This window comes from Ramlibacter agri, from assembly GCF_012927085.1.
Classification (GTDB): Bacteria; Pseudomonadota; Gammaproteobacteria; order Burkholderiales; family Burkholderiaceae_C; genus Ramlibacter; species Ramlibacter agri.
The window spans coordinates 1724550-1744390 of record NZ_JABBFX010000001.1; the positions used below are offsets into that span (position 1 = coordinate 1724550).

At 68.2% G+C, this 19841-nt stretch carries 20 protein-coding genes and 1 tRNA gene; 8 read left to right on the forward strand and 13 right to left on the reverse strand.

Annotated features, from left to right (window positions below; translation table 11 throughout):
• Nucleotide 1: 1 nt before the first annotated feature.
• A complete protein-coding gene (locus tag HHL11_RS08320) occupies nt 2-970 on the reverse strand; it encodes a Bug family tripartite tricarboxylate transporter substrate binding protein (RefSeq protein ID WP_169417937.1) in 969 nt (322 codons plus the stop codon).
• Between the two features lie 122 nt (nt 971-1092).
• On the opposite strand from HHL11_RS08320, the gene HHL11_RS08325 reads away from it, so the two are divergent.
• Nucleotides 1093-1482, forward strand: a complete 390-nt coding sequence (locus tag HHL11_RS08325; RefSeq protein WP_169417938.1) for a hypothetical protein — start codon at nt 1093-1095, stop codon at nt 1480-1482.
• A 122-nt stretch (nt 1483-1604) separates the two neighbouring features.
• On the opposite strand, the gene HHL11_RS08330 is transcribed toward HHL11_RS08325, so the two are convergent.
• On the reverse strand, nt 1605-2639 hold the full coding sequence (locus HHL11_RS08330) for a CDP-6-deoxy-delta-3,4-glucoseen reductase (protein ID WP_169417939.1): 1035 nt from the start codon (nt 2637-2639) through the stop codon (nt 1605-1607).
• 47 nt (nt 2640-2686) lie between these two features.
• Between HHL11_RS08330 and HHL11_RS08335 the strand changes: the two genes are divergently transcribed.
• Nucleotides 2687-3613: an SDR family oxidoreductase gene (locus tag HHL11_RS08335; RefSeq protein ID WP_169417940.1), complete on the forward strand. Its 927-nt coding sequence runs from the start codon at nt 2687-2689 to the stop codon at nt 3611-3613.
• Between the two features lie 77 nt (nt 3614-3690).
• Here HHL11_RS08335 and HHL11_RS08340 read toward each other — a convergent pair whose 3' ends face one another.
• From HHL11_RS08340 to HHL11_RS08350, 3 genes are all read right to left on the reverse strand, one after another.
• Nucleotides 3691-5901, reverse strand: coding sequence for a hypothetical protein (locus HHL11_RS08340; RefSeq protein ID WP_169417941.1), 2211 nt, complete (start codon nt 5899-5901; stop codon nt 3691-3693).
• Nucleotides 5898-6047 (reverse strand): hypothetical protein, encoded by a 150-nt coding sequence (locus HHL11_RS08345; RefSeq protein WP_169417942.1) that lies wholly within the window; start codon nt 6045-6047, stop codon nt 5898-5900. Before HHL11_RS08345 ends, HHL11_RS08340 begins: the two co-directional genes overlap by 4 nt.
• A 186-nt stretch (nt 6048-6233) precedes the next feature.
• Complete coding sequence (locus tag HHL11_RS08350; RefSeq protein ID WP_169417943.1) at nt 6234-7259, reverse strand: S1C family serine protease; 1026 nt, start codon at nt 7257-7259, stop codon at nt 6234-6236.
• A 96-nt stretch (nt 7260-7355) separates the two neighbouring features.
• Between HHL11_RS08350 and HHL11_RS08355 the strand changes: the two genes are divergently transcribed.
• Complete coding sequence (locus HHL11_RS08355) at nt 7356-7679, forward strand: H-NS family nucleoid-associated regulatory protein (protein ID WP_169417944.1); 324 nt, start codon at nt 7356-7358, stop codon at nt 7677-7679.
• Between the two features lie 16 nt (nt 7680-7695).
• On the opposite strand, the gene HHL11_RS08360 is transcribed toward HHL11_RS08355, so the two are convergent.
• From HHL11_RS08360 to HHL11_RS08380, 5 genes are all read right to left on the reverse strand, one after another.
• The gene (locus tag HHL11_RS08360; RefSeq protein WP_169417945.1) at nt 7696-8790 is read right to left on the reverse strand and encodes an MraY family glycosyltransferase; all 1095 of its coding nucleotides are present in this window, start codon (nt 8788-8790) and stop codon (nt 7696-7698) included.
• A 233-nt stretch (nt 8791-9023) separates the two neighbouring features.
• Nucleotides 9024-11279, reverse strand: a complete 2256-nt coding sequence (locus tag HHL11_RS08365; protein WP_169417946.1) for a polysaccharide biosynthesis tyrosine autokinase — start codon at nt 11277-11279, stop codon at nt 9024-9026.
• A gap of 11 nt (nt 11280-11290) precedes the next feature.
• Complete coding sequence (locus HHL11_RS08370; protein ID WP_169417947.1) at nt 11291-11722, reverse strand: low molecular weight protein-tyrosine-phosphatase; 432 nt, start codon at nt 11720-11722, stop codon at nt 11291-11293.
• Nucleotides 11719-12894 (reverse strand): polysaccharide biosynthesis/export family protein, encoded by a 1176-nt coding sequence (locus tag HHL11_RS08375; protein ID WP_240980029.1) that lies wholly within the window; start codon nt 12892-12894, stop codon nt 11719-11721. The genes HHL11_RS08370 and HHL11_RS08375 overlap by 4 nt, the downstream gene beginning before the upstream one ends.
• A gap of 96 nt (nt 12895-12990) precedes the next feature.
• On the reverse strand, nt 12991-15192 hold the full coding sequence (locus HHL11_RS08380; RefSeq protein WP_169417948.1) for a YjbH domain-containing protein: 2202 nt from the start codon (nt 15190-15192) through the stop codon (nt 12991-12993).
• A gap of 230 nt (nt 15193-15422) precedes the next feature.
• Here HHL11_RS08380 and HHL11_RS08385 point away from each other — a divergent pair, with 230 nt between their 5' ends.
• A complete protein-coding gene (locus tag HHL11_RS08385) occupies nt 15423-15875 on the forward strand; it encodes a hypothetical protein (RefSeq protein ID WP_169417949.1) in 453 nt (150 codons plus the stop codon).
• 57 nt (nt 15876-15932) lie between these two features.
• Here the strand turns inward: HHL11_RS08385 and HHL11_RS08390 are convergent, their stop codons facing one another.
• Together HHL11_RS08390 and HHL11_RS08395 are read right to left on the reverse strand one after the other, a co-directional pair.
• A complete protein-coding gene (locus HHL11_RS08390) occupies nt 15933-16154 on the reverse strand; it encodes a hypothetical protein (protein WP_169417950.1) in 222 nt (73 codons plus the stop codon).
• A gap of 135 nt (nt 16155-16289) precedes the next feature.
• A tRNA-Leu gene (locus tag HHL11_RS08395) sits at nt 16290-16376 on the reverse strand.
• A gap of 40 nt (nt 16377-16416) precedes the next feature.
• Between HHL11_RS08395 and cysM the strand changes: the two genes are divergently transcribed.
• The 4 genes from cysM to HHL11_RS08415 are packed head-to-tail and all read left to right on the forward strand — an operon-like array spanning nt 16417 to nt 18942.
• Nucleotides 16417-17319, forward strand: coding sequence for a cysteine synthase CysM (gene cysM / locus HHL11_RS08400; protein ID WP_169417951.1), 903 nt, complete (start codon nt 16417-16419; stop codon nt 17317-17319).
• Nucleotides 17316-17843, forward strand: coding sequence for an NUDIX domain-containing protein (locus HHL11_RS08405; RefSeq protein ID WP_169417952.1), 528 nt, complete (start codon nt 17316-17318; stop codon nt 17841-17843). The genes cysM and HHL11_RS08405 overlap by 4 nt, the downstream gene beginning before the upstream one ends.
• A gap of 9 nt (nt 17844-17852) precedes the next feature.
• Nucleotides 17853-18080 carry a sulfurtransferase TusA family protein gene (locus tag HHL11_RS08410; RefSeq protein WP_169417953.1) on the forward strand — a complete coding sequence of 76 codons (228 nt, stop codon included), beginning with the start codon at nt 17853-17855 and terminating at the stop codon, nt 18078-18080.
• 7 nt (nt 18081-18087) lie between these two features.
• Nucleotides 18088-18942 carry an aldose epimerase family protein gene (locus HHL11_RS08415; protein WP_169417954.1) on the forward strand — a complete coding sequence of 285 codons (855 nt, stop codon included), beginning with the start codon at nt 18088-18090 and terminating at the stop codon, nt 18940-18942.
• A 3-nt stretch (nt 18943-18945) separates the two neighbouring features.
• Here HHL11_RS08415 and galU read toward each other — a convergent pair whose 3' ends face one another.
• A complete protein-coding gene (gene galU / locus HHL11_RS08420; protein ID WP_205964230.1) occupies nt 18946-19827 on the reverse strand; it encodes a UTP--glucose-1-phosphate uridylyltransferase GalU in 882 nt (293 codons plus the stop codon).
• Between the last annotated feature and the right edge of the window lie 14 nt (nt 19828-19841).

Here is a 19841-nt window from a genome sequence, read left to right on the forward strand (position 1 = left end):
CTTAATCGACCTTGGCGCCGGAAGCTTTCACAACTTTTTCGTATTTGGCGAGTTCGGCCTTCATGAAGGCGGCGAACTCCTCGGGCGTGGTGGGCACGGGCTCGGCCATCAGGCTGGCGAAGCGGGTCTTCGCTTCCTGCGTACGCAGCGCCGCCGTGAAGGCCTGGTTCAATTTCTGCACGACGTCGTGCGGCGTGCCGGCCGGCGCCACCAGGCCCCACCAGGTGTCGATGGCGAAACCCTTCAGGGTTTCCGCCACTGGCGGCGCGTCCGGCAGCATGGGCGAGCGGTTCAGCGTGGTGACCGCGAGCGCCTTCAGCTTGCCGGAGCGGATGTTGGGGGCGGCGGTCGCCAGGTTGTCGAAGTTGAAATCGACCTGGCCGGACAGCAGCGCCAGCTGCGCCGGATTGCCGCCGTTGTAGGGGATGTGCACGGCGTAGATGCCGGCGTCGCGCTTGAACATCTCGCCCGCGAGGTGGCCGGCGCTGCCGTTGCCGCCGCTGCCGTAATTGAGCTTCGCGGGGTTCGCCTTGGCATAGGCGATGAGGTCGTGCACGGAGTTGATCTTCAGCCGCGCGGCCGTGTCGGCGTTCATGACCAGCACGTTGGGCACGCGGACCATCTGCGTGATGGCGGCGAAGTCCTTGATGGGGTCGTAGGGCATCTTCGAGAACAGCCACGGGTTCACGGCGTGCGTGGCGGTGGCGGAGATGCCGATGGTGAGGCCGTCGGCCGGCGCCTTGGCGATCAGGTCGGCGCCGATGTTTCCGCCGCCGCCCGGCTTGTTGTCGATGATCACGGTGCCCAGCGAGTCCTTCACCCGCTCGGCCAGGATGCGGGCCGTCACGTCGATGGGGCCGCCGGCTGCATAGGGCACGACCAGGCGGATCGGGCGGGAGGACTGGGCCAGGGCGGCCGAGCCGACGGTGGCCGCGAGGCCGGACAGGAGGATGTCTCTGCGTTTGATCATGGCGCGCATTGTGCCAATCCCGCGGCGCAAGTCCCGCCTGACGCCGCCCGTACGCTTCGTCCGACAAGCCAGCCTCGGCCTGGCGCGTTGTGATGAGGCACTTCCGAAGAAAGGACCCGTCCATGAAGATCCAAGCCCTCATGATCGCCGTCGCCCTGGCGGCCGCCGGCTCGGCGTTTGCCGCCAGCGACACCGCCGCCACGAGCGGCACGCAGGCGAACAACAGCGCCTCGACGAGCGCGAGCGAAGCCAGCAGCGCCGACAAGGCGATGCCGAAGAAGAGCCACAAGAAGGTGGCGAAGAAGAAGCACGCCGAGAAGCAGGCGATGGCGAAGAGCCACCACGACATGCACGCGAGCGCGCACCACCACGAGATGCACGCCAGCGCGCATCACGCCAACACGCACGCCATGGGCGCCGGCCCGGCGTCGCCCATGACCGACCTCAACGCGGCCTCGCGCGATACGCGGATGAACCAGGCCTACATGGACTGGCAGCACCGGCGTCATTGACGCCTGGCGCCAGGCGCACGGCGGCGCTCAGCCGCCGTGTTCGTGTCTACGGCCGCTGCGCTTAACTTCGGCCGTGCGGCCGAAGTTAGCCTGCGACGAAAACAACGGGATAGAGCATCGCTCTATCCCTGATGTTTATCCGCCTCGGTGGTGAACGCGTCCGCGTAGAACTCCTCAGGCGGCAGCCCGCACGCGTCGCTGTACTCGGCGCGCGCCGAGTCCACGACGATGGGCGCGCCGCAGGCGTAGACCTGGTGGCCCGAGAGGTCGGGGAAGTCTTCGATCACCGCCTTGTGGACGAAGCCGGTGCGGCCGGTCCAGTTGTCTTCGGGCAGCGCGTTGGAGACCACCGGCACGTAGCGCAAGTTGGGCAGGTCGCCCGCGCGCTCCTTCACCCACTGGTCCATGTAGAGGTCGCCCGGGCGCCGGCCGCCCCAGTACAGCACCGCCTCGCGGCGGGTGCCCTTGAACTGCAAGTGCTCGATCAGCGCCTTGATCGGCGCGAAGCCGGTGCCCGAGGCCAGCAGGATCATCGGCTTGTCGGAGTCCTCGCGCAGGAAGAAGCTGCCGAACGGGCCTTCGACGCGCAGGATCTCCTTTTCCTTCATCGCGGTGAAGACGTGGTCGGTGAACTTGCCGCCCGGCATATGCCGGATGTGCAGTTCCACGTGCGGGCCGCTATGCGGCGCGTTGGCCATCGAGTAGCTGCGGCGCGCGCCGTCGCGCAGGATGAACTCGATGTACTGGCCCGCGTGGTAGCGCAGCGTGTCGTTGGCCGGCAGCTGCAGCTTGACGACCATGACGTCGTGCGAAACCTTCTCCAGCGTGGTCACGCGCGAAGGCATCTTGCGCACCGGGAAGGCGCTTTCGTCGGTGACCTGGCGCGACTCCAGCACGACGTCGCCCTGCGGCACGGCCTGGCAGGTGAGGATGAGGCCCTTGGCTTCCTCTTCGGCCGACAGCGCCTTGCTCTGGTGCGCGCCGTGCACGACGCTGCCTTCCAGCTTCTTGCACTTGCAGGAGCCGCAGGCGCCGTCCTTGCAGCCGTAAGGCATGCCGATGCCCTGCCGGATGGCGGCGGCCAGGATGGCCTCGCCCGGCTCGACGCTGAAAGTGCGGCCGCTGGGCTGGACGGTGACTTGGAAGGGGCCTGTCATGCTTTCGGTATCCTCGGGCTCTTGTCGGACTGCTTGGCCCCCGGATTTTGCCCTCAAACCAGAGCCCCCTCGGCGCCTTGCCCGGCCGTTTCCGGCGCCAGCGGGTGCTGGTCGTCGGCTGCGGGGACGTCGGCCTGCGGCTGGCGGCCGGCCTCGCGGGTCGCGCGCGGCTGCTGGCGCTGACCTCCAGTCCGCAGCGCGTGGCTGAACTGCGGGCGCGCGGCATCACGCCCTTGCAGGGCAACCTCGACGTTCCCGCTTCGCTCGCGCGCCTGGCCGGCCTCGCGGACCGGGTCGTGCACCTCGCGCCACCTGCTGCCGAAGGCGCGCCTCAGTGGTGGCGCGACCTGCGCACGCAGGCGCTGCTGCGCGCGCTGGCGCGGCGCAGCCCGCCGCGGGCGCTGGTCTATGCGTCCACCAGCGGCGTGTATGGCGATTGCGCTGGCGAGCTCGTGCCCGAGACGCGCGCCGTGCGTCCGCACACGCCACGCGCGCAGCGGCGCGTCGATGCCGAGCGGCAGCTGCGTGCCTTCGGCCTGCGCCACCAGGTGCGCACGAACACGCTGCGCATCCCGGGCATCTATGCGCCCGACCGCGCCGGCGGCACGCCGCGTGGGCGGCTGCTGAAAGGCACGCCGGTGCTGCGCGCCGAGGAAGACGTCTACACCAACCACATCCATGCCGACGACCTGGCGCGTGCGCTGAGGGCGGCGCTGTGGCGCGGACGGCCGCAACGCGCCTACAACACCAGCGACGACAGCGAGCTGAAGATGGGCGACTACTTCGACCTCGCGGCTGACCTGTACGGCCTGCCGCGGCCGCCGCGCGTGACGCGCGGCGCGGCGCAGGAGCAGCTGCCGCTGGTGGTGCTCAGTTTCATGGGGGAGTCGCGGCGGCTCGTGAACGAGCGGATGAAGCGGGAGTTGCGGGTGCGGCTGCGGTATCCGACGGTGGAAGAGGGGTTGCGCGGCTGACAGAGCTGGGGTGCGCTGGCGCGCAACCCAGCCTGCGTACGTGGCGCGCAAGGCGGCCGGCGTGGGCCACCGGGGCATCACTGCGCGGCGGCGGGGAGGGCGGCGGCGGGCATCACGATCGCAGGCGCAGGCGCCGGCGAAGGCGGCAAGGTGTTCGGCGCGCCGACGGATGCCGCCTGCAAGCGCAGGTCGTTGCAGCGATTCAGCAAGGCTTGGTGGATCTGCAGCAGCCGCTGCGCGATGTCGTCGTCGTTGCCCGCCGCGGGCGCCTGCGTGGCGAGGCGCTCGGCGCAGTTCTCGCGCCGCAGGTCGGGGCCGAGCGCGACGAGGTAGCGCTCCAGGCGCAGCAGGCTGCTGTCGCCGCTGCGCGCGTGATAGCGCTCCAACTCGCCCTGCAGCCGTTGCCAGCGCTGCGCCGCGGGGTCGGCCTGCAGCGCGGGGCCGCCCAGGGCGAGCAGCGACTTCGCCTGCTGGTTCAGCAGGTCCAGCCGCGTGGCCGTGCGTGCGATGAACGCCGGCATGGCCGACTGGTCGCCCACGCCCAGTGCGTTCGACACCGAGAGCATGTCGCCTTGCCACCAGCCGAAGTCACCGGCGCGGCCGTCCTGCAGCGGCACGTGCTGCCAGTCCTCCTGCAGCACGGCGAGGCGGCGCAGCAGTTCGCCGTCCATGGTGGCGACCAGGCGCTCGCCGAAGGGCGTGCCGCCCGTTTCGCGCAGCAGCACCTGCAGTTGCAGCACCTGCTCGCGCTGTGCGCGGAAGGCGACCGGATCGAGCGGCGCCTGCGTATCGGTAGGCAACGCCGCCTTCAGCGAGCGATAGGCCTTCTGGTAGATCAGCTCCGACACGCGCGCGTCCACCACGCGCATGACCATCGGCTGCGCATTGGCGGGGAAGGTGCCGAGGTGGTCGGTGAGGAAGCGCACGCGCGCATCCGCGAGGGCGCGCGCGTCGTCGGTCGCAGTGGCCAGCGAACCGGCCGCACGCGTCTTGCCGCCGGCCGGCTGGCCTTCCTCGCTCATGAACGAGGTCTTCAGCAAGGCGCCCAGCCCCTGGCGCAGGCCGGCGCGATCGGGCGAGAGGCCGAACCGGTGCTCGCTGGCTATCCAGACGATGCCCGGCTCGCCCTGGCTGCCGAAGGCGGCCTCGAACTGGCGGCGGAATTCCTGGAAGGCAGCGCCGGACTGGTTCTCCAGGTCGTGCACCACCTCGGGCCCGAACAGGCGTGTGCGCGTGATCCGCTGCAGCATGTCCTGGTAGCCCGGGCCCAGTTGCAAGGTGCCGTTGCGCATCCAGTCGTTGCGGCCCTTGGTGAGCAGCGCCTGCTGGTCATCGAGCAGGGCGCGCACGGCGCGATAACGCTCGAGCGTGCGGTCGAAGGTGACCGGCCGTGGCTGGGCGTCGAACAGGCCGGCGCTGCGTTCCTGCAGGCCCTGCTCCAGCGCGAACAGGTCGTTGGTGTTCAGCAGGCGCGTGTGCAGCGCCGTCATCGCCTTGCCCAGCGAGCAGCGCGTGGCCCATTGCAGGCGCGACTGCATCAGCGCGGGCTGCAGGCTCACTTCCTCCGGCCCGTGGAACAGCACCGCGCTGCGCGCGAGCTTGCCGGGCAGCTCGGTGTGCAGCGTGTACGCCACCAGCTTGCGCAGTTGTTCCGGCTGGCCCGCGGCGTATTGCAGCGAGAGGTAGTCCTGCACGGCGGCATCGAGCTGCTCGACCTGACGCACGTATTCGGCGGTCGCCGTGAACTCGGGCAAGTCCTCCGCGGAGGAAGCCAGCTTGCGTTCCAGCGTCTGCGGCACCGGCGACTGGCATTCACCATCGGCCTGCAGGTCGCCTCCGCCCGCGGACTGCGGCACGCCCGTGAGCTGGCTGGCGCGCGCGTAGAGCTCGCGCCGGATGGTCTCCACGACGATCTCGCCGAACTCGCGCGAGAGGCGGTCCTGCACCTGTTCCTCGATGTTGTCGAACCAGCGCCAGGAGCCGGGGATGAAGACCATCCAGGTGGCGTTCTGCCGCGTGCGCTCGGTGGCGGAGAGCAGGGACAGCGCCTTGCGCCGGTACCACTCGGGGTCGACGGCGTCGCGCCGCCGCACGTGGGCGCGGAACTGCGCATCCGCATTGAGCTGCATCAGCGTGCGCGTGAGCTCGCGCCGCCAGTCGCCCAATTGTGCGGCGGCGATGGCCAGGCCCACGGCCCACACGAGCAGCAGTACGCGGGCGATGTCGTAGGCGTGGCGGCGCAGGAAGCCGGGCGCCGGCCGGTCGGGGGGCGGGTCGGCGGCGTTCATCGGGCCGCCGGCTGCAGATGCGTGGGCTGCAGCAGTTCACGCACGGGCCAGGTCTGCCACAGCCAGATGGACTCCGACAGGAGCAGCAGCACGAGGACGCCTGCCGCGATGCGCAGGCAGCGCGCGAGCGCGGATGGCGGTGCCACCCGCCGTGAGGTCTCCGGAGATTCCGCCGTCGTCATGACTGCCCCCCTGCCTGCGATGACTCGGTGCAAACCACTGCAGAAATTCGCGCGCGCGAATTTTTGGAGTGACTCGCTAGGCTAGAGGCTGCCTCCGGCAAGCGCGTCAGGCAATGCCTACAAGCCCTGTCGGACAGATTGCGTAACTGCTCAGATACCCTCCGGGCGCCGCATGGTGGTCATCCGGTCGATCGCGCGCAGCGTGATCTGCCGGATCTCCGCGCCCTGCAGCACCGTCAACTGGATCTCGTCGTCCGGGTTGGCGTGCGCCCACAACTTCTTGTAGAACGCTTCGAGGGTGGAGACGGTGGACCCGTCGATGGCCAGCACCACGTCGCCGGGGGACAGGCCCGCGGCTTGCGCGGGACTGTCCTGATTGACACGGACGATCTGCACCCTGCCGCCTTGCTCGGTGGAACTGAGTCCGAGCCAGGGGCGGCGGCTCGTCCTGGTGCTGCCGGTGGCCTGCAGTTCCGCGAGGATCGGCTTCAGCAGGTCGACCGGCACGAACATGTTGCCAGGCAGCGGCCGGTGGTCGCCGAGCGCGTCGCCCACGAACAGGCTGCCGACGCCCAGGAGTTCACCGTGCTGGTTGAACAGGGCCGCGCCACTGTGGTTGCGCAGTGGCGGGCTGGTGAAGATCGCCGTTTCGATGTGGTATTCCCAGTAGCCGGAGAAGGGCCGCCGGCTCACCATCTGCGTGACGGCGACGCCGCCGTCCTCGCCGCCTTCCACCGCCATCAGCGGCTCGCTGGTGGTCGTCTGGCTGGCGCTGCCCAGGGGCACGGGCTGGATGCCGCGCAGCGGCAGCAGCGGCCGGATCAGGCCGAAGCCGGTGGCCAGGTCATAGGCCACGGCGCGCGCGGGCAGCGTGCGGTTGTCCGGCGTGGTCACCTGGATGTTGTCGGCCTCCAGCACCAGGTAGCCGATGGTGAGGATCAGGCCGTCGGGGCCGATCACCACGCCGGAGCCGCTGCGTTCGCGTCCCAGCGTCTCGGCCGAACGCGAGTCCTCGATCGCTGTGACCTGCACGCCCACCACGGCCTGTGTCGCGCGGGTGAGCGCTTCGACCATGGCCTGGTAGCCCGGTTGCGGCGCGGCCGCGCCGGCCGCCGTGGCGGCGCCGGCGAAGCACAAGGCCGCCAGCCATCGATGCCACTCATGCGAGGTCCGCATGGCGATCTCCCGGGAGTGAACGGCCAAGGATGCGCCGATCGGCGCGCCTGCGCAACCGCCGCATAATTGCCTGTATCACCAATCAAGGAATCCGACGTGGCGACTTACCTGGAGCTGAAGGAACAGGCCGAACGACTTCTCGCGCAGGCCGAAGAAATGCGCGAAAAGGAAATCGCTGACGCGATCGCCGACATCAAGGAAAAGGTCCGGCTCTATGGCCTGACGGCGGAAGACCTGGGCTTCGCGCGCGCCACCGGCGGCAAGGGCAGCCGCGGCAAGCCGCCCGCCACCATCAAGTACCGGGGCCCCAATGGCGAGACCTGGGGCGGCGGGCCGGGGCGCAAGCCGCAGTGGGTGCAGCAGGTGCTGCGCGACGGCCGCAAGATCGAGGAGTTCGCCGTCCGCGGCGCCGGGAAGTAAGCGAGCGCGCGCCTTTTCAGGCGCGCAGGTCGGCGGCTTCGGGCAGTTCCGCTTCGGCGGCGGAAGATGCGACCTTGCGATACAGCAGGTGGTACGCGAGGAAACAGGCCGCCAGGGCCGGCAGCAGGATTTCCCCATTCTTGGGGAAGAACACCGCCGGCAACACCGGGACCAGCGCGCAGAGCCACATCACCACCGACACCGACGCATTGCGCAGGTTGGGTTGCAGGTGCGCCAGCCGCGGCTGGATCACCTGCGTCGCCACCAGGCTGTGCAGGTGGTGGCGGTCGGCGGCGCCGGGCGACTGCCGCACCTTGCGGCGGCGGATGATGCTGTACATCACCTCGATGGTGGGATAGCCGCAGCACAGGACGCTGGCCCAGGGCGACACGCCTTCGTTGCGCGCCAGCAGTTCCACCGACAGCCACGCGAGCGCGAAGCCGGAGAAGTAAGCGCCGCCGTCGCCGAGGAACAGCTTGCCCCAGGGGAAGTTCACCAGCCAGAAGCCGGCGACCGCCGCCGCGACCAGCAGGGCCACCGCGGCCAGCGAGTAGTCGCCGACACCGGCGGCGATCATGGCAAGCGATCCCAGTGAGATCATGACGGTGCCGCTGGCCAGGCCGTGGAAGCCGTCGACGATGTTGATCGCGTTGGCCACGCCGCCCACGGCGAAGGCCGTGAAGAACAGGGCCACCGGCCAGAAAGACAGCAGGTAGTCGGCTGGCGCGAGGTCGACGCGCGTCAGCGCGACGCCGGTCATCCACACGGCCAGCGCACCGCTGGCCATGGTCACCACGAGGCGGTTGAACACGCTCACGCGCTTCGTGACGTCTTCCAGCAGGCCGATGAACAGCGCCGGCATGCCGGCGAGCAGCAGGGTGGTCAGCAGCTTGCGCGTGGCTTCGTCGGGGGCGCACACCCAGGCGAGCACCACCGCGATGTAGATCGCGATGCCGCCCACGCGAGGCGTGGGGTTCATGTGGAACTTCTGGATCGCGCCAGGATGGTCCATCGTCAGGTGGCCATGCTTGTGCGCGCTCAGGACCAGGGCCTGTGCCAGCGCAAAAGAGACCGCCACGGTGAGACTGATGGCAATGGGAGGACTGAACATCAGCACTTGGGCGCCCCTCTTAATTCCTTTTACTGCTCAGCTGGTAACAGAGTTCCCCGTTACCCCTACTCCTGGCACGGGTTGTGACAGGAGGTAGCACTTTATTGCAGAGGCAAGCCGGACGCAATACCTCGTTTGGGTGAAATGCTTACAGCTCACACCCTAACCATCACGCCGTCGGGAAATTTCGTCACGTGGCGCTGGCTACAGCACCACTTTTGTAGCAGTTCGCGTCAGCGCGTCTGTGTATAGGTGTACTGGCGGTAGCGATATCCGCCGTACTTGTAAGCGTAGCTGCCGTAGTGGCGGCGACTCAGGTCGAGCGCGTTGAGCAGCACGCCCGTCACGCCCTTGCCGGCGTGCGTGAGGCGCTTGGAGCACTCGTGGAGTTCGCCCATCTGGGTTTCGCCAGCCCGTGCGACCAGCAGCAGCGTGCCAGCGTGGGCAGCGATGGACGGCGTGTCCGCAGCCACCAGCACCGGAGGCGTGTCGATGATCACCAGGTCGTAACGCGGAGACAGGCTCTCCAGCGCCGCCGCCAGCGTGTTGCTGGTCATGATCTCCGCCGGGTTCGGCGGCAGCGTGCCGGTGGTGATCAGGTCCAGGTTGGGCAGCAGGTTCTTGCGCACCACTTCGTCCAGCGTCATCGAGCCGATCACCATTTCGGACAGGCCGCCCGCACGCGTGATCCCGAAGTACTGGTTCAAGTGGCCCTTGCGCAGGTCGGCGTCGATCAGCAGCACGCGCTTGCCGGTGCTGGCCAGCAGCGCCGCCAGGTTCGCCGACACGAAGCTCTTGCCGACGCCCGGGGTCGCGCCGGTGATGATGATGCGGTTGCTCGAGGCGTCCAGCATCGCGAACTGCAGCGCGGTGCGCAGGCTGCGCAGGCTTTCGATGGCGGCATCGTCGGGCGACGTCGCTGCCAGCAGGTGCAGGCCCGGCTGCTTTTCGGCCACCTTGCCAGCCAGCACCTGCTGCGTGTTGCTCAGCGGAATGGTGCTGTACACGTTCAGGTTGGTCTGGGCCTCGATCTCCTGCGCGCTGCGGATGCCGCGGAAGAAGGCGTTGCGCGCGACCGCGATCATCACGCCGCCGAGCAGGCCCAGCACGCCGGCGATGCCGATGATGCCAAGCCGGTTGGGCCCCACGGGCCGTTCGGGCAGCGTGGCTTCGTCGATCACGCGCACGTTACCGATCTTTCCTTCGCGAACAAGCTGCAACTGCAGCGCGCTGTTCTGAAGTTGCTGGTACAAGTCCGTCGTCAGCTTGACGTCGCGACCCAGGCGCAGCGCGTCCTGCTGCACCGTCGGCATCTGCTGGATATGCGAATTCAGGCGGGAGATTTCGGCCTGCCAGGCGCGGATCTGCGCGTCCAGCGTCTGCACTGCCGGATGTTCTGGCGTGAAGCGGCTGATCAGCTCGCGGCGCTTCTGCTCCGCTTCCACCAGCTTGCCCTGCAGGTCGGCGCTCTGCCCGAGGACCTGCTTGGCTTCCTCGTCCAGCGCGATCGTGCCCTGCTGGTTGCGATAGCGGCTGTACTGGTCTTCGGCCTGGTTCATCTGCCGCTTGAACTGCGGCATCTGCGTATCGAGGAAGGCCAGCGTCTTGCCGGCTTCCGCCGCCTTGCGGTCGGTGTTCTGGCGGACGTACTGGCGGCCGATCTCGTTCAGGATCAACTTCAGCTGGTCCGGGTCCGCACCGCGCAGGGTCGCCTCGATCACGCCGGACTGGCGGCCCTTTTCGGCGAGCCGCAGCTTTTCCTGCAGGTCCTCGATCGCGGACAGCCGCGACCGGCGCACCAGGTCGAACTGCGCGCCGGCCTTGGCCCGCAGGTCGGTCACCAGCAATTGCAGCGGACCATCGGAAGTGTTGGCCTTCAGGGGCGTGCCGACCACGCCGCGCCACGACTGTTCGGAATCGAGGTGCTGCAGCACGTACTGGCCGCCCTCGAGGGCCGTCAGCCGGAAGCGCTTGCCTTCCATCGCGCGCGGCACGTCGAACGACGGCACGGTGATGGATTCGGTGCCGGTCACGTAGCCGGGAAGGCCCAGGAAGCCGGGCGAGGACAGTTCCTCCGAATGGCGTGCGATCGCGGCGCCGAAGACCGGCAGGTAGCGCGGCCTGGCTTCGATGTACAGCCTGGCGCTGTCCACGGCCTGGCCGATGACCAGGCGTGAGCGCAGGATTTCGAGTTCCGCGGAAGTCGCCGTCTTGGTGTCGACCAGGCCCGCGGCCTGCCCGATCAGGTCCTTGACGTTGCCATCGGTGTCTTCGACCTGCACCAGCGTGTTTGCTTCATACACCGGAGAGGCGAGCAAGGCGTACGTGCCCCCCAGGCCGACGGCGAGTGCGAACAGCGTCCCGATCAGGCGCCGGTTGTCGAGGATGATGTCCCAGTACTCGACCAGGTTCAGGCCGTCTTCCTCCTCGGGAGCGGCGGCTGCTGCTGGCGCGAGCAGTTCGGATTGCAGCGGGTGCGGAGCATTCATGGTGATGCGCTTCAGAGTCTCTGGATGCGTCGCAGCCAGTGCTGGATACCGACGTCGAGAATGGTAAGGCTGTTGCGGAAGGCCTGCATCGGCTGTCGGTAGGGGTCCGGCACGTCCAGGTCGGTGTATTCCCCCATGCGGAACACCTTGCCCCTGGCTTCCGGGTACTGCTCCAGCAGGCGCTTGCGCTGCTCGGCGTCCATCACCAGGACCATGTCTGCATCCTGGCAGATCGCCCGGGTGACCTGCAGCGCCCGGTGGCCGGTGATGTCCAGGCCGCGTTCGCGCATCAGCTCGACCGCGGCCTTGTCGGCCGGGCTGCCGACCAGCGCGTTCAAGCCGGCGGATTGGACCCGGACGTCCGGCAGTCCCCTGGCGAGCAGGGCCGCGCCCATCGGGCTGCGGCAGATGTTGCCCTCGCAGAGGACCAGGATGCCCTTCATGGCGAAATGATGTTGCGTCCCAGGTTCGCCGCCTGGGCGCTGGGGAGGATCAGGCTGATGATGCGGTTCCACTGCACCAGCGGAACGGGGTCGACATACACCACGTCGCGCGGCCGCAGCGAGAAGGTCTCGGCGAGCGCGAGCGCGCTCGGGTTGCCGGCGTTCAGGTGGAAGATGGACGGCGAACCCGCGGCTCCGTTGCGGATGACGTAGATCTGGCTGGTGTTCGACGTATTGAGGTTCGGGCCGCCGGCCTCGCCCAGGGCCTGGTTCAGCGTCAGGCGGCCGTTGATCATCGGCAGGGCGGAGGGCTTGAGGATTTCGCCCATCACGTACACCTTGTTCTCGTCCCGGTTGTGCACCGTCACGAGGTCGCCGCCCTGCAGCAGGATACGGTTGGCGTTGACACCCAGTTCCTGCAGCCGCATCAGGTCGATCACCGTGGTGGCGTTGTCGCGGGTGAGGGTGACGAAGGAGCGGTCGCCGGTGGCCGTGATGCCGCCGGCCCGGTTGATGCCCTCCATCAGGGTCATGGGCACGTCGGTGAAGATCTGCGCCCCGGGCACGCGCACTTCGCCTTCGACATAGGCGCGGCGGCTGCGGAACGAGGAGATGCGGACGGTGACCTGCGGGTCCTTGATGACGCGCTTGATCCGGCTCGCGATCAGCTCGGCTGCCTGCGTTTCGGTCAGGCCGCCGATCTTCACGCGTCCCGCATAGGGATAGAAGATGTAACCGTCGGCGTCCACGATGAAGCCGGGGGCGCCGCTGATGCCGGTGGGGTCCGCGTTCTGCGCAATCACCTGGCCGCCCAGCGGCAGCAGTTCGGGATGGTCATAGACCACGACGCCGACGATATCGCTGGTCCCGATCGTGTAGGCCTTCGGTTCCGCGAAGAGGCGGGCAACTTCCGGCGCGACGGCCCGGGGCAGGGCGGCATATTGCGCCTGCACGAGCGCCGGGCTGATGGGCGTGACCACGCCGGCCGGCGGGTTGTCGGCATCGGACGGGACGTACTGGCCCAGGGTGACGCTGCTGCGCGAGCCAGATTCGACATAGTCGAATCCGGGCGTGGTGACCACGGCGCAACCATGCAGCAGCACGGCTGCTGCGGCGAGCATCAACTGGAGGGCAGGGCGAAGCTGACGCTTGCCCTTAGTGTTCTGGTTCATGGTGCGAGTCGAAGACTGTAACTTAAGGCCACGCGCGGCCCAGCGCTCCTGCTGGGCCAAAAATGTCAATATGTGGAATGGTTCCCACAAACCGCATCAGCGTGCGGCGTCGCGGATACGCCTGATATTGTCCTCAAAGTACAGCAGGCTGGCGCGGTCGGAGTTGTGCATGGCTTCCAGGGTGGGCGTGGGCGGTTGCACGCCGCGGCCGGTGACCACCGCGTTGTTGGAGCCGCCGATCAGGCTTTCGACGGCATGCGAGAAGCGCGGAGTGCCCGTCAGCTGCAGCTCTGAAGGGTTCATGTCCTTGCGGGGGCCGATCGGGATCGAGAACTCGATGCCGGCGAAGCTGCGGGTGAGGGAACTCACCTGCGTACGCCGCCAGTAAAGCTGCACGGCGACGTCGCTGAACCACTGGCGCACGCCCAGTTGCAGCCCGCGGTCGTTGTTCATGAACTGGCCCCCGGTCGCTTCCAGGTAGGTCCGGGTCGGCGCCACGTTGTAGCGATAACCGAGGAGCAGCGGGCGGGCGGACTTGGGTTCGTTCGGGACGGCGTGATAGTCCGCGTTGTCGAACACCCCGCCTTGCAGGTTGACCCGATGGCGGCCGTCGCCCGGCTCCCAGCGCAGCGCGCCGTAGACGCCGTCGAAGTGGTTGCCCACGCGGCCGACCGTGCCCTGCGCGGTGACGGCGGCCAGGCCCCAGCGGCGGATGGCCAGGTCGTCACCCGGCGCGAACCAGCGCTCCAGCGGCACCCGCACCGTCTGCGTGAAGGCGAGGCGTTCGGTGCCATTGCGAATGGCGCGCGATTCGAGCAGGCCGCCGGAACCGAAATCATTGGAGTGCGCCAGCTCCTGCTGCACGCGCCATTCGAAATCGGCGCCTGGCCACAGCGGCTGGCGGAAGCCGACGTTGATGCCTGCGGAGTAGTCCAGCACGCCGACTTCGGTGCCCACGGTCGTGCGCAACACCGGCGACAGCGAGATGCGCAGCGTCTTCCAGCTCGGTTGCAGTCCGCTCACCACCCAGTTCGCGCCTTCCTCGAGCCGGTCGAGCGCCATCGTGCCGGGCGTCGACAGCTCGCCGCCGGCGCAGGTGTTCGTGCCCTGGATCCACTGGCGCAGGCAATCGGCCTGGCCGGTCACCGCCACCAGCGGCAGCTGCCGTTGCGTGATCACCAGGCGATAGGCGACGCGGTCGTCGCCGAGCTCACGCGCCACGGCGCCGAGCGCGGCGCCGATCGCATCCGCCGAATTCCAGTTGTAGGTGGCGTTGTTGGCGCGGATGGCGATGCTGCCATCGGCCATCCGGCCGACCGAGATGTCTTCCAGGCCCTTGGCGCGCAGCGCCTGCGCGAGGGCTTCGAGCCGCTCGTTGCCGATCGGTTGCGCTGGCGGAAGCGGCTCCGCGGCGCGTTGCGCCGGCACGGAGGCTCCTCCATTTGGAGTAGGCGCCGCTGGCGCGGGCAGCGTGCGGGCCTCGTAGACGGGCAGCGGCTTCTGCGCATCGGCGAGCGCGGGCGCCGGCGCTTGCGCGCCTGCGGCAGGCAGCGAAGGCACCTTGTAGAGCGGGATCGAGACCCCGGCGCTCCACCAATTGCGTTCGGTGAACTTGGTGTCGTTCAGGGCCAGGTTCGCGCCGATGTAGGCTGACCAGCCTTCCGGCAGCCATTGCTTCGGCGCGAACAGGCGCACGCCGGCAAAGGAGCTGCCGTCGGTGTATTCCAGCTGGCCGCGCACCCAGGGCAGCGGCTGCCACGCCGCGGACGCGAACGGGCCATCGAGCGGCGAGCGCGGACGGTTCCCGCCGGAGGTCGATCGCTTCGCGAGGCCGGCGCTGGCTTCGTACGAACCCGCATCAAAAGTCAGAACACCGTAATAGCTGCGGAAATTGGTTGCAGCGCCACCGACGTCGGTTGCCCCGAGCCCGAGGCGAAAACGGTTGCGTGCATCGATGCCGATCGCAAACTTGCCGGAAGCTGACAGGTCGCGGACGCCATGACAGACGTTGACGAAGCAATTGTCCGGATTCGAATTCGCGGCGAGCCGTCCACTGAACTCGAAGTTGGGGAACATGCCGAAGCCCGCGACGTAGTTGCTCCCGTGGGTACTGGGTTGCGCGCCCGGCAATTGGTTGTCGTAAGCGAATTCGAAGCGCCCCCAGTCGAGAAGGCGTGCGTTCGGCGTGATACCCAATCCGGTGTAGCCGGCCTGCGTCATCGTGGTGTCCACGGCGCTCGCGGAGCAGGAAACCAACGCGGCGGTGAGGGCGAAGACGTGGTGCTTGTTCGGGTTCATGAAGCAGTAATTCGGCGGCCGCATTGTGCCAGCTTGTTTACGAGCGGTTGCATTTCTTGTACCCTCGCGTCTCAAAGTGTTCGACCGTGCAAACCCCTGAGAGAGGTATCCCAATGAAGAAACGTCTGCTCCTCATCGCAGCCCTGTTCACCGCCACGATTCTTGCTGCCTGCGGGGGTGGGGGCGGAGATGAAACGCTCAACACCGCCTCGAGCAATCTGAGCACCAACGTGACGGCCAGCAATGCTGCCGCAATCCAGGGTCTGCCCTTCACGTTTGCCTCCGGCGTGCCGGACTTCGGCACCTCGCAAACCACCACGGTCACGGTCACGGGCACCTCCGGGACCGACACGTTCGCTGTCAGTTCCGGTGGCAACACCGCGTCCGGCCAGCTGAATTACGGCTCGTGCATCTTCAAGTTCACGGCTTCGACCTTCCCGGTGGGCAGCCCGCTCGCGGTCGGCAACACCATCACGATCGCGAACTGCCACTTCACCGCCAACACGAAGGGCACGACGGCCACCGGCCTCGCGGTCCAGCGTGTCGCGACACTGGTGCTGAACAGCGCCACCTCCGGCGGCGTCACGGTCACCGTCATGGTCAATGGCGACGGCTCCGTGACCGTCAACGGCGTCGGCGCCGGCTCGGTCACCCTGACCCCGCTCACCGGCAGCGCCATCTGATCCGGCTTCGGCCATGAGGAGAGCCCGCGCATCGCGCGGGCTTTTTTCTTTGGCGTTTCAGCCGGGGTGCTGCTTCGTGTCCTTGGAGAAGTCCTTGAGCGTGGACGTCATCCAGCGCTTGACTTCGACCACGTCCTTGCGGGCGAGCACGTTCTGGCGGCACTGGTTGCAGTAGTAGTGGCGCAGCGGCGGCAGCAGCAGCCGCATCCACAGCTTGCGCGGCACGCGCTCGAGTTCAGCGAACTCGCAGTCGGCGCACGCGCCACGAAGAATCTTCATCGCTGTTCCCCTCGGCCCCGCGCAGGGGCCGCGTTCCTTCCTGCGGCACTGTACGCCGCCGTCAGGAAGTCGACAGCGTGAGCCGACGGCTGGCGCGCCGCGCTGTTGCGCAAGCGGCGGGCCAGGGGAATTGCTTGGTGCCGGAGGCCGGAATCGAACCGGCACGGTGTTGCCACCGGCAGATTTTGAATCTGCTGCGTCTACCGATTTCGCCACTCCGGCAGCGAGGGAGGGGAGCCCGAAATTATGGCACAGTGCAGCCATGAACTACCCCACCATCGAGGATGCGATCGGCCGCACGCCGCTCGTGGCGCTGCAGCGCATCGGTGCGGCGGAGAACGCGCGCCGCGGCAACGTGATCCTCGCCAAGCTCGAAGGCAACAACCCGGCCGGTTCGGTGAAGGACCGCCCGGCGCTGTCCATGATCAAGCGCGCCGAGGAGCGCGGCGAGATCAAGCCGGGCGATACGCTGATCGAGGCGACTTCCGGCAACACCGGCATCGCGCTGGCGATGGCCGCGGCCGTGCGCGGCTACCGCATGGTCCTGATCATGCCGGAGGACCTCTCCATCGAGCGCGCGCGGACCATGAAGGCCTTCGGCGCCGAACTGGTGCTCACCCCCAAGAGCGGCGGCATGGAATACGCGCGCGACCTGGCCGAGAACATGCAGCGCGAAGGCAAGGGCCGCGTGCTCGACCAGTTCGCCAACCCCGACAACCCGCGCATCCACTACGAGACCACCGGCCCCGAGCTGTGGGAGCAGACCGGCGGGCGCATCACGCACTTCGTGAGCGCGATGGGCACCACGGGTACCATCACCGGCGTGTCGCGCTTCCTGAAGGAAAAGAACCCGAAGGTTCGCATCGTCGGCGCGCAACCCAACGAAGGTTCGCGCATCCCGGGCATCCGCAAGTGGCCGCAGGAATACCTGCCGAAGATCTACGACCCGAGCACGGTGGATGAACTGGTCTACGTGGGCCAGGACGACGCCGAGGAGATGTGCCGGCGCATGGCGCGCGAGGAAGGCATCTTCGGCGGCATCTCGGCGGCCGGCGCGCTGTGGGTCGCGCAGCAGATCTCGAACCAGGTGGAGAACGCCACCATCGTGTTCGTGGTCTGCGACCGCGGCGACCGCTACCTTTCGACGGGCGTGTTTCCGGCGTGAGCGATTACCGGTTCTGTCCGCAATGCGCGGCGCCGCTGGCACGGGTCGCGCAGATGGAAGACGGCGGCGAGAAGCAGCGCCTGCGCTGCCCCGCCTGCGGCTGGACGCACTGGAACAACCCGACCCCCGTGCTGGCGGCAGTGATCCAGTACGACGACCGCATCCTGCTCGCGCGCAACGCGGCCTGGACCCACAAGATGTACGCGCTGATCACCGGCTTCATGGAAGCCGGCGAGACGCCGCAGGAGGGCATCGCGCGCGAGATCGCCGAGGAGACCAGCCTGCAGGCCGAGGAACTGAACCTGATCGGCGTCTACGACTTCCAGCGCATGAACCAGGTGATCATCGCCTACCACGCGCGCTGCAGCGGCGCGGTGAGGCTCTCGCCGGAGCTCGTAGACTACAAGCTGTTTGCCTATGACCAGGTGCGCTGCTGGCCCGCCGGCACCGGCTACGCGCTGGCGGACTGGCTGCGCAGCCGGGGCCACCAGCCGCAGTTCATGGACCTGCCGCCCCGCACCTGAGGAGACGCCATGACATACGACAAGGAAATCGACACGCGCGGCCTCAACTGCCCCCTGCCCATCCTGAAGGCCAAGAAGGCGCTGACGGACATGCAGAGCGGCCAGCTGTTGAAGGTCATCTCCACCGACGGCGGCTCGCTGCGCGACTTCCAGGCCTTCTCCAAGCAGACCGGCAACGAACTCGTCGAACAGCAGACCGTGGGCGGCGAGTTCGTCCACGTGCTGCGCCGGCGCTGATCCGGTCGTGGACCCGAACGCGGATGAGGCCCTCGTCACGCTGCACAACGCCGGCGGCGACGAGGCCACCATCAGCCTGCACGGTGCCCAGCTGCTGTCCTGGAAGGCGGCGGGCCGGGAACAGATCTACTGGAGCCCGCTCTCGCGGCCTGCTGCCGACCGCGCGGTGCGGGGCGGCGTGCCGGTCTGCTTCCCCCAGTTTGGCGAGCGTGGGCCATTGCCGCGACATGGCCTGGTGCGGACGCGGCGCTGGGAGATGGCGTCCTTTCCCGCGCCGCATGCGCGCATCGCCGAAGGGCGCTGGCAGTTCGATGGCCTGCCGGCCACCTTGGGCTGGCCGCATCCCTTCCGGCTCGTGCTGGTCGTGCGCCTGGGGCCGCGCTGGCTGGAGCTGGCGCTGGAGGCGCACAACACCGGACCCCAGCCCTTGGACTTCACGGCGGCGCTGCACACCTACCTGGCGGTCGATGACGTACGGCAGGCTTCGCTCACAGGCCTCCAGGGGCTGGCCTACGAAGACGCCCTCGATGGCAACACGTTGAAGACCGAAAAGGCCCCCGCGCTGCGCGTCGACGGCGAAATCGACCGGGTCTATCGCGGCGTCCCGCCGGCGCTGGAACTACGTGACGGCAACGGCTTGCGCCGCCTGCACCAGCAGGGATTCGCCGATGCGGTGGTCTGGAATCCGGGGCTGCCGCGCGATGCGCGCTTCGCGGACATGCCGCCGCAGGACTGGACGCGCATGCTGTGCATCGAAGCCGCGGCCATCGAGAATCCGGTTTCGCTGCAGCCCGGCGCTGTGTGGCGCGGCAGGCAGCGCATCGAGCTGCCGGACGCGGACGGCTTCGAGCCCGCGTCTTGAGCCTCAGGGCTTCAGGCCCTGCAGGTAGGCGCGGAAGGCGGGGCCCACCTCCGGGTGCTTCAGCGCGAATTCCACGGTCGCTTCCAGGAAGCCTTCCTTGCTGCCGCAGTCGTAGCGCTTGCCCTGGTAGCGGAAGGCGTGCACGCCTTCGGTGCCGATCAGCTGCGCGATGCCGTCGGTGAGCTGGATCTCGCCGCCGCTGCCGCGCGGCTGGTTGCGGATGCGCGAGAACACCGCCGGCGTGAGGATGTAGCGGCCCGCGACGCCCAGGCGGGAAGGCGCCTTGTCCGGCGCCGGCTTCTCTACCATCTCGCGCACCTTGACCAGCCGGTCGTCGACCGTGTCGCCCGCCACGATGCCGTAGCGGCGCACGTGCTCCAGCGGCACTTCCTGCACCGCCAGCAGCGAAGTCGGGGTCTGCTGGAACTGCTTCACCATCTGCGCCAGCACGCCGGCGCCGCCCTCCGGCCCGCACATCAGGTCGTCGGCCAGGAGTACTGCGAAAGGTTCATTTCCGACCAGCGCCTCGGCACACAGCACCGCGTGGCCCAGGCCCAGCGAACGCGGCTGGCGCACATAGGAGCAGTCCATGTCGGCCGGCGCCAGCGAGCGCACCAGGTCCAGCAACTGCTGCTTACCGCTGGCTTCGAGCTCGGTTTCGAGCTCGTAGGCCGTGTCGAAGTGGTCCTCGATGGCGCGCTTGTTGCGTCCGGTCACGAAGATCATGTGCCGGATGCCGGCTTCATAGGCTTCTTCGACCGCGTACTGGATCAGGGGCTTGTCCACCACCGGCAGCATTTCCTTGGGCTGCGCCTTGGTGGCCGGGAGGAATCGCGTGCCGAGGCCGGCGACGGGAAAAACTGCCTTCTGGATCTGCGTGAACAATTTCGTGGACCGCC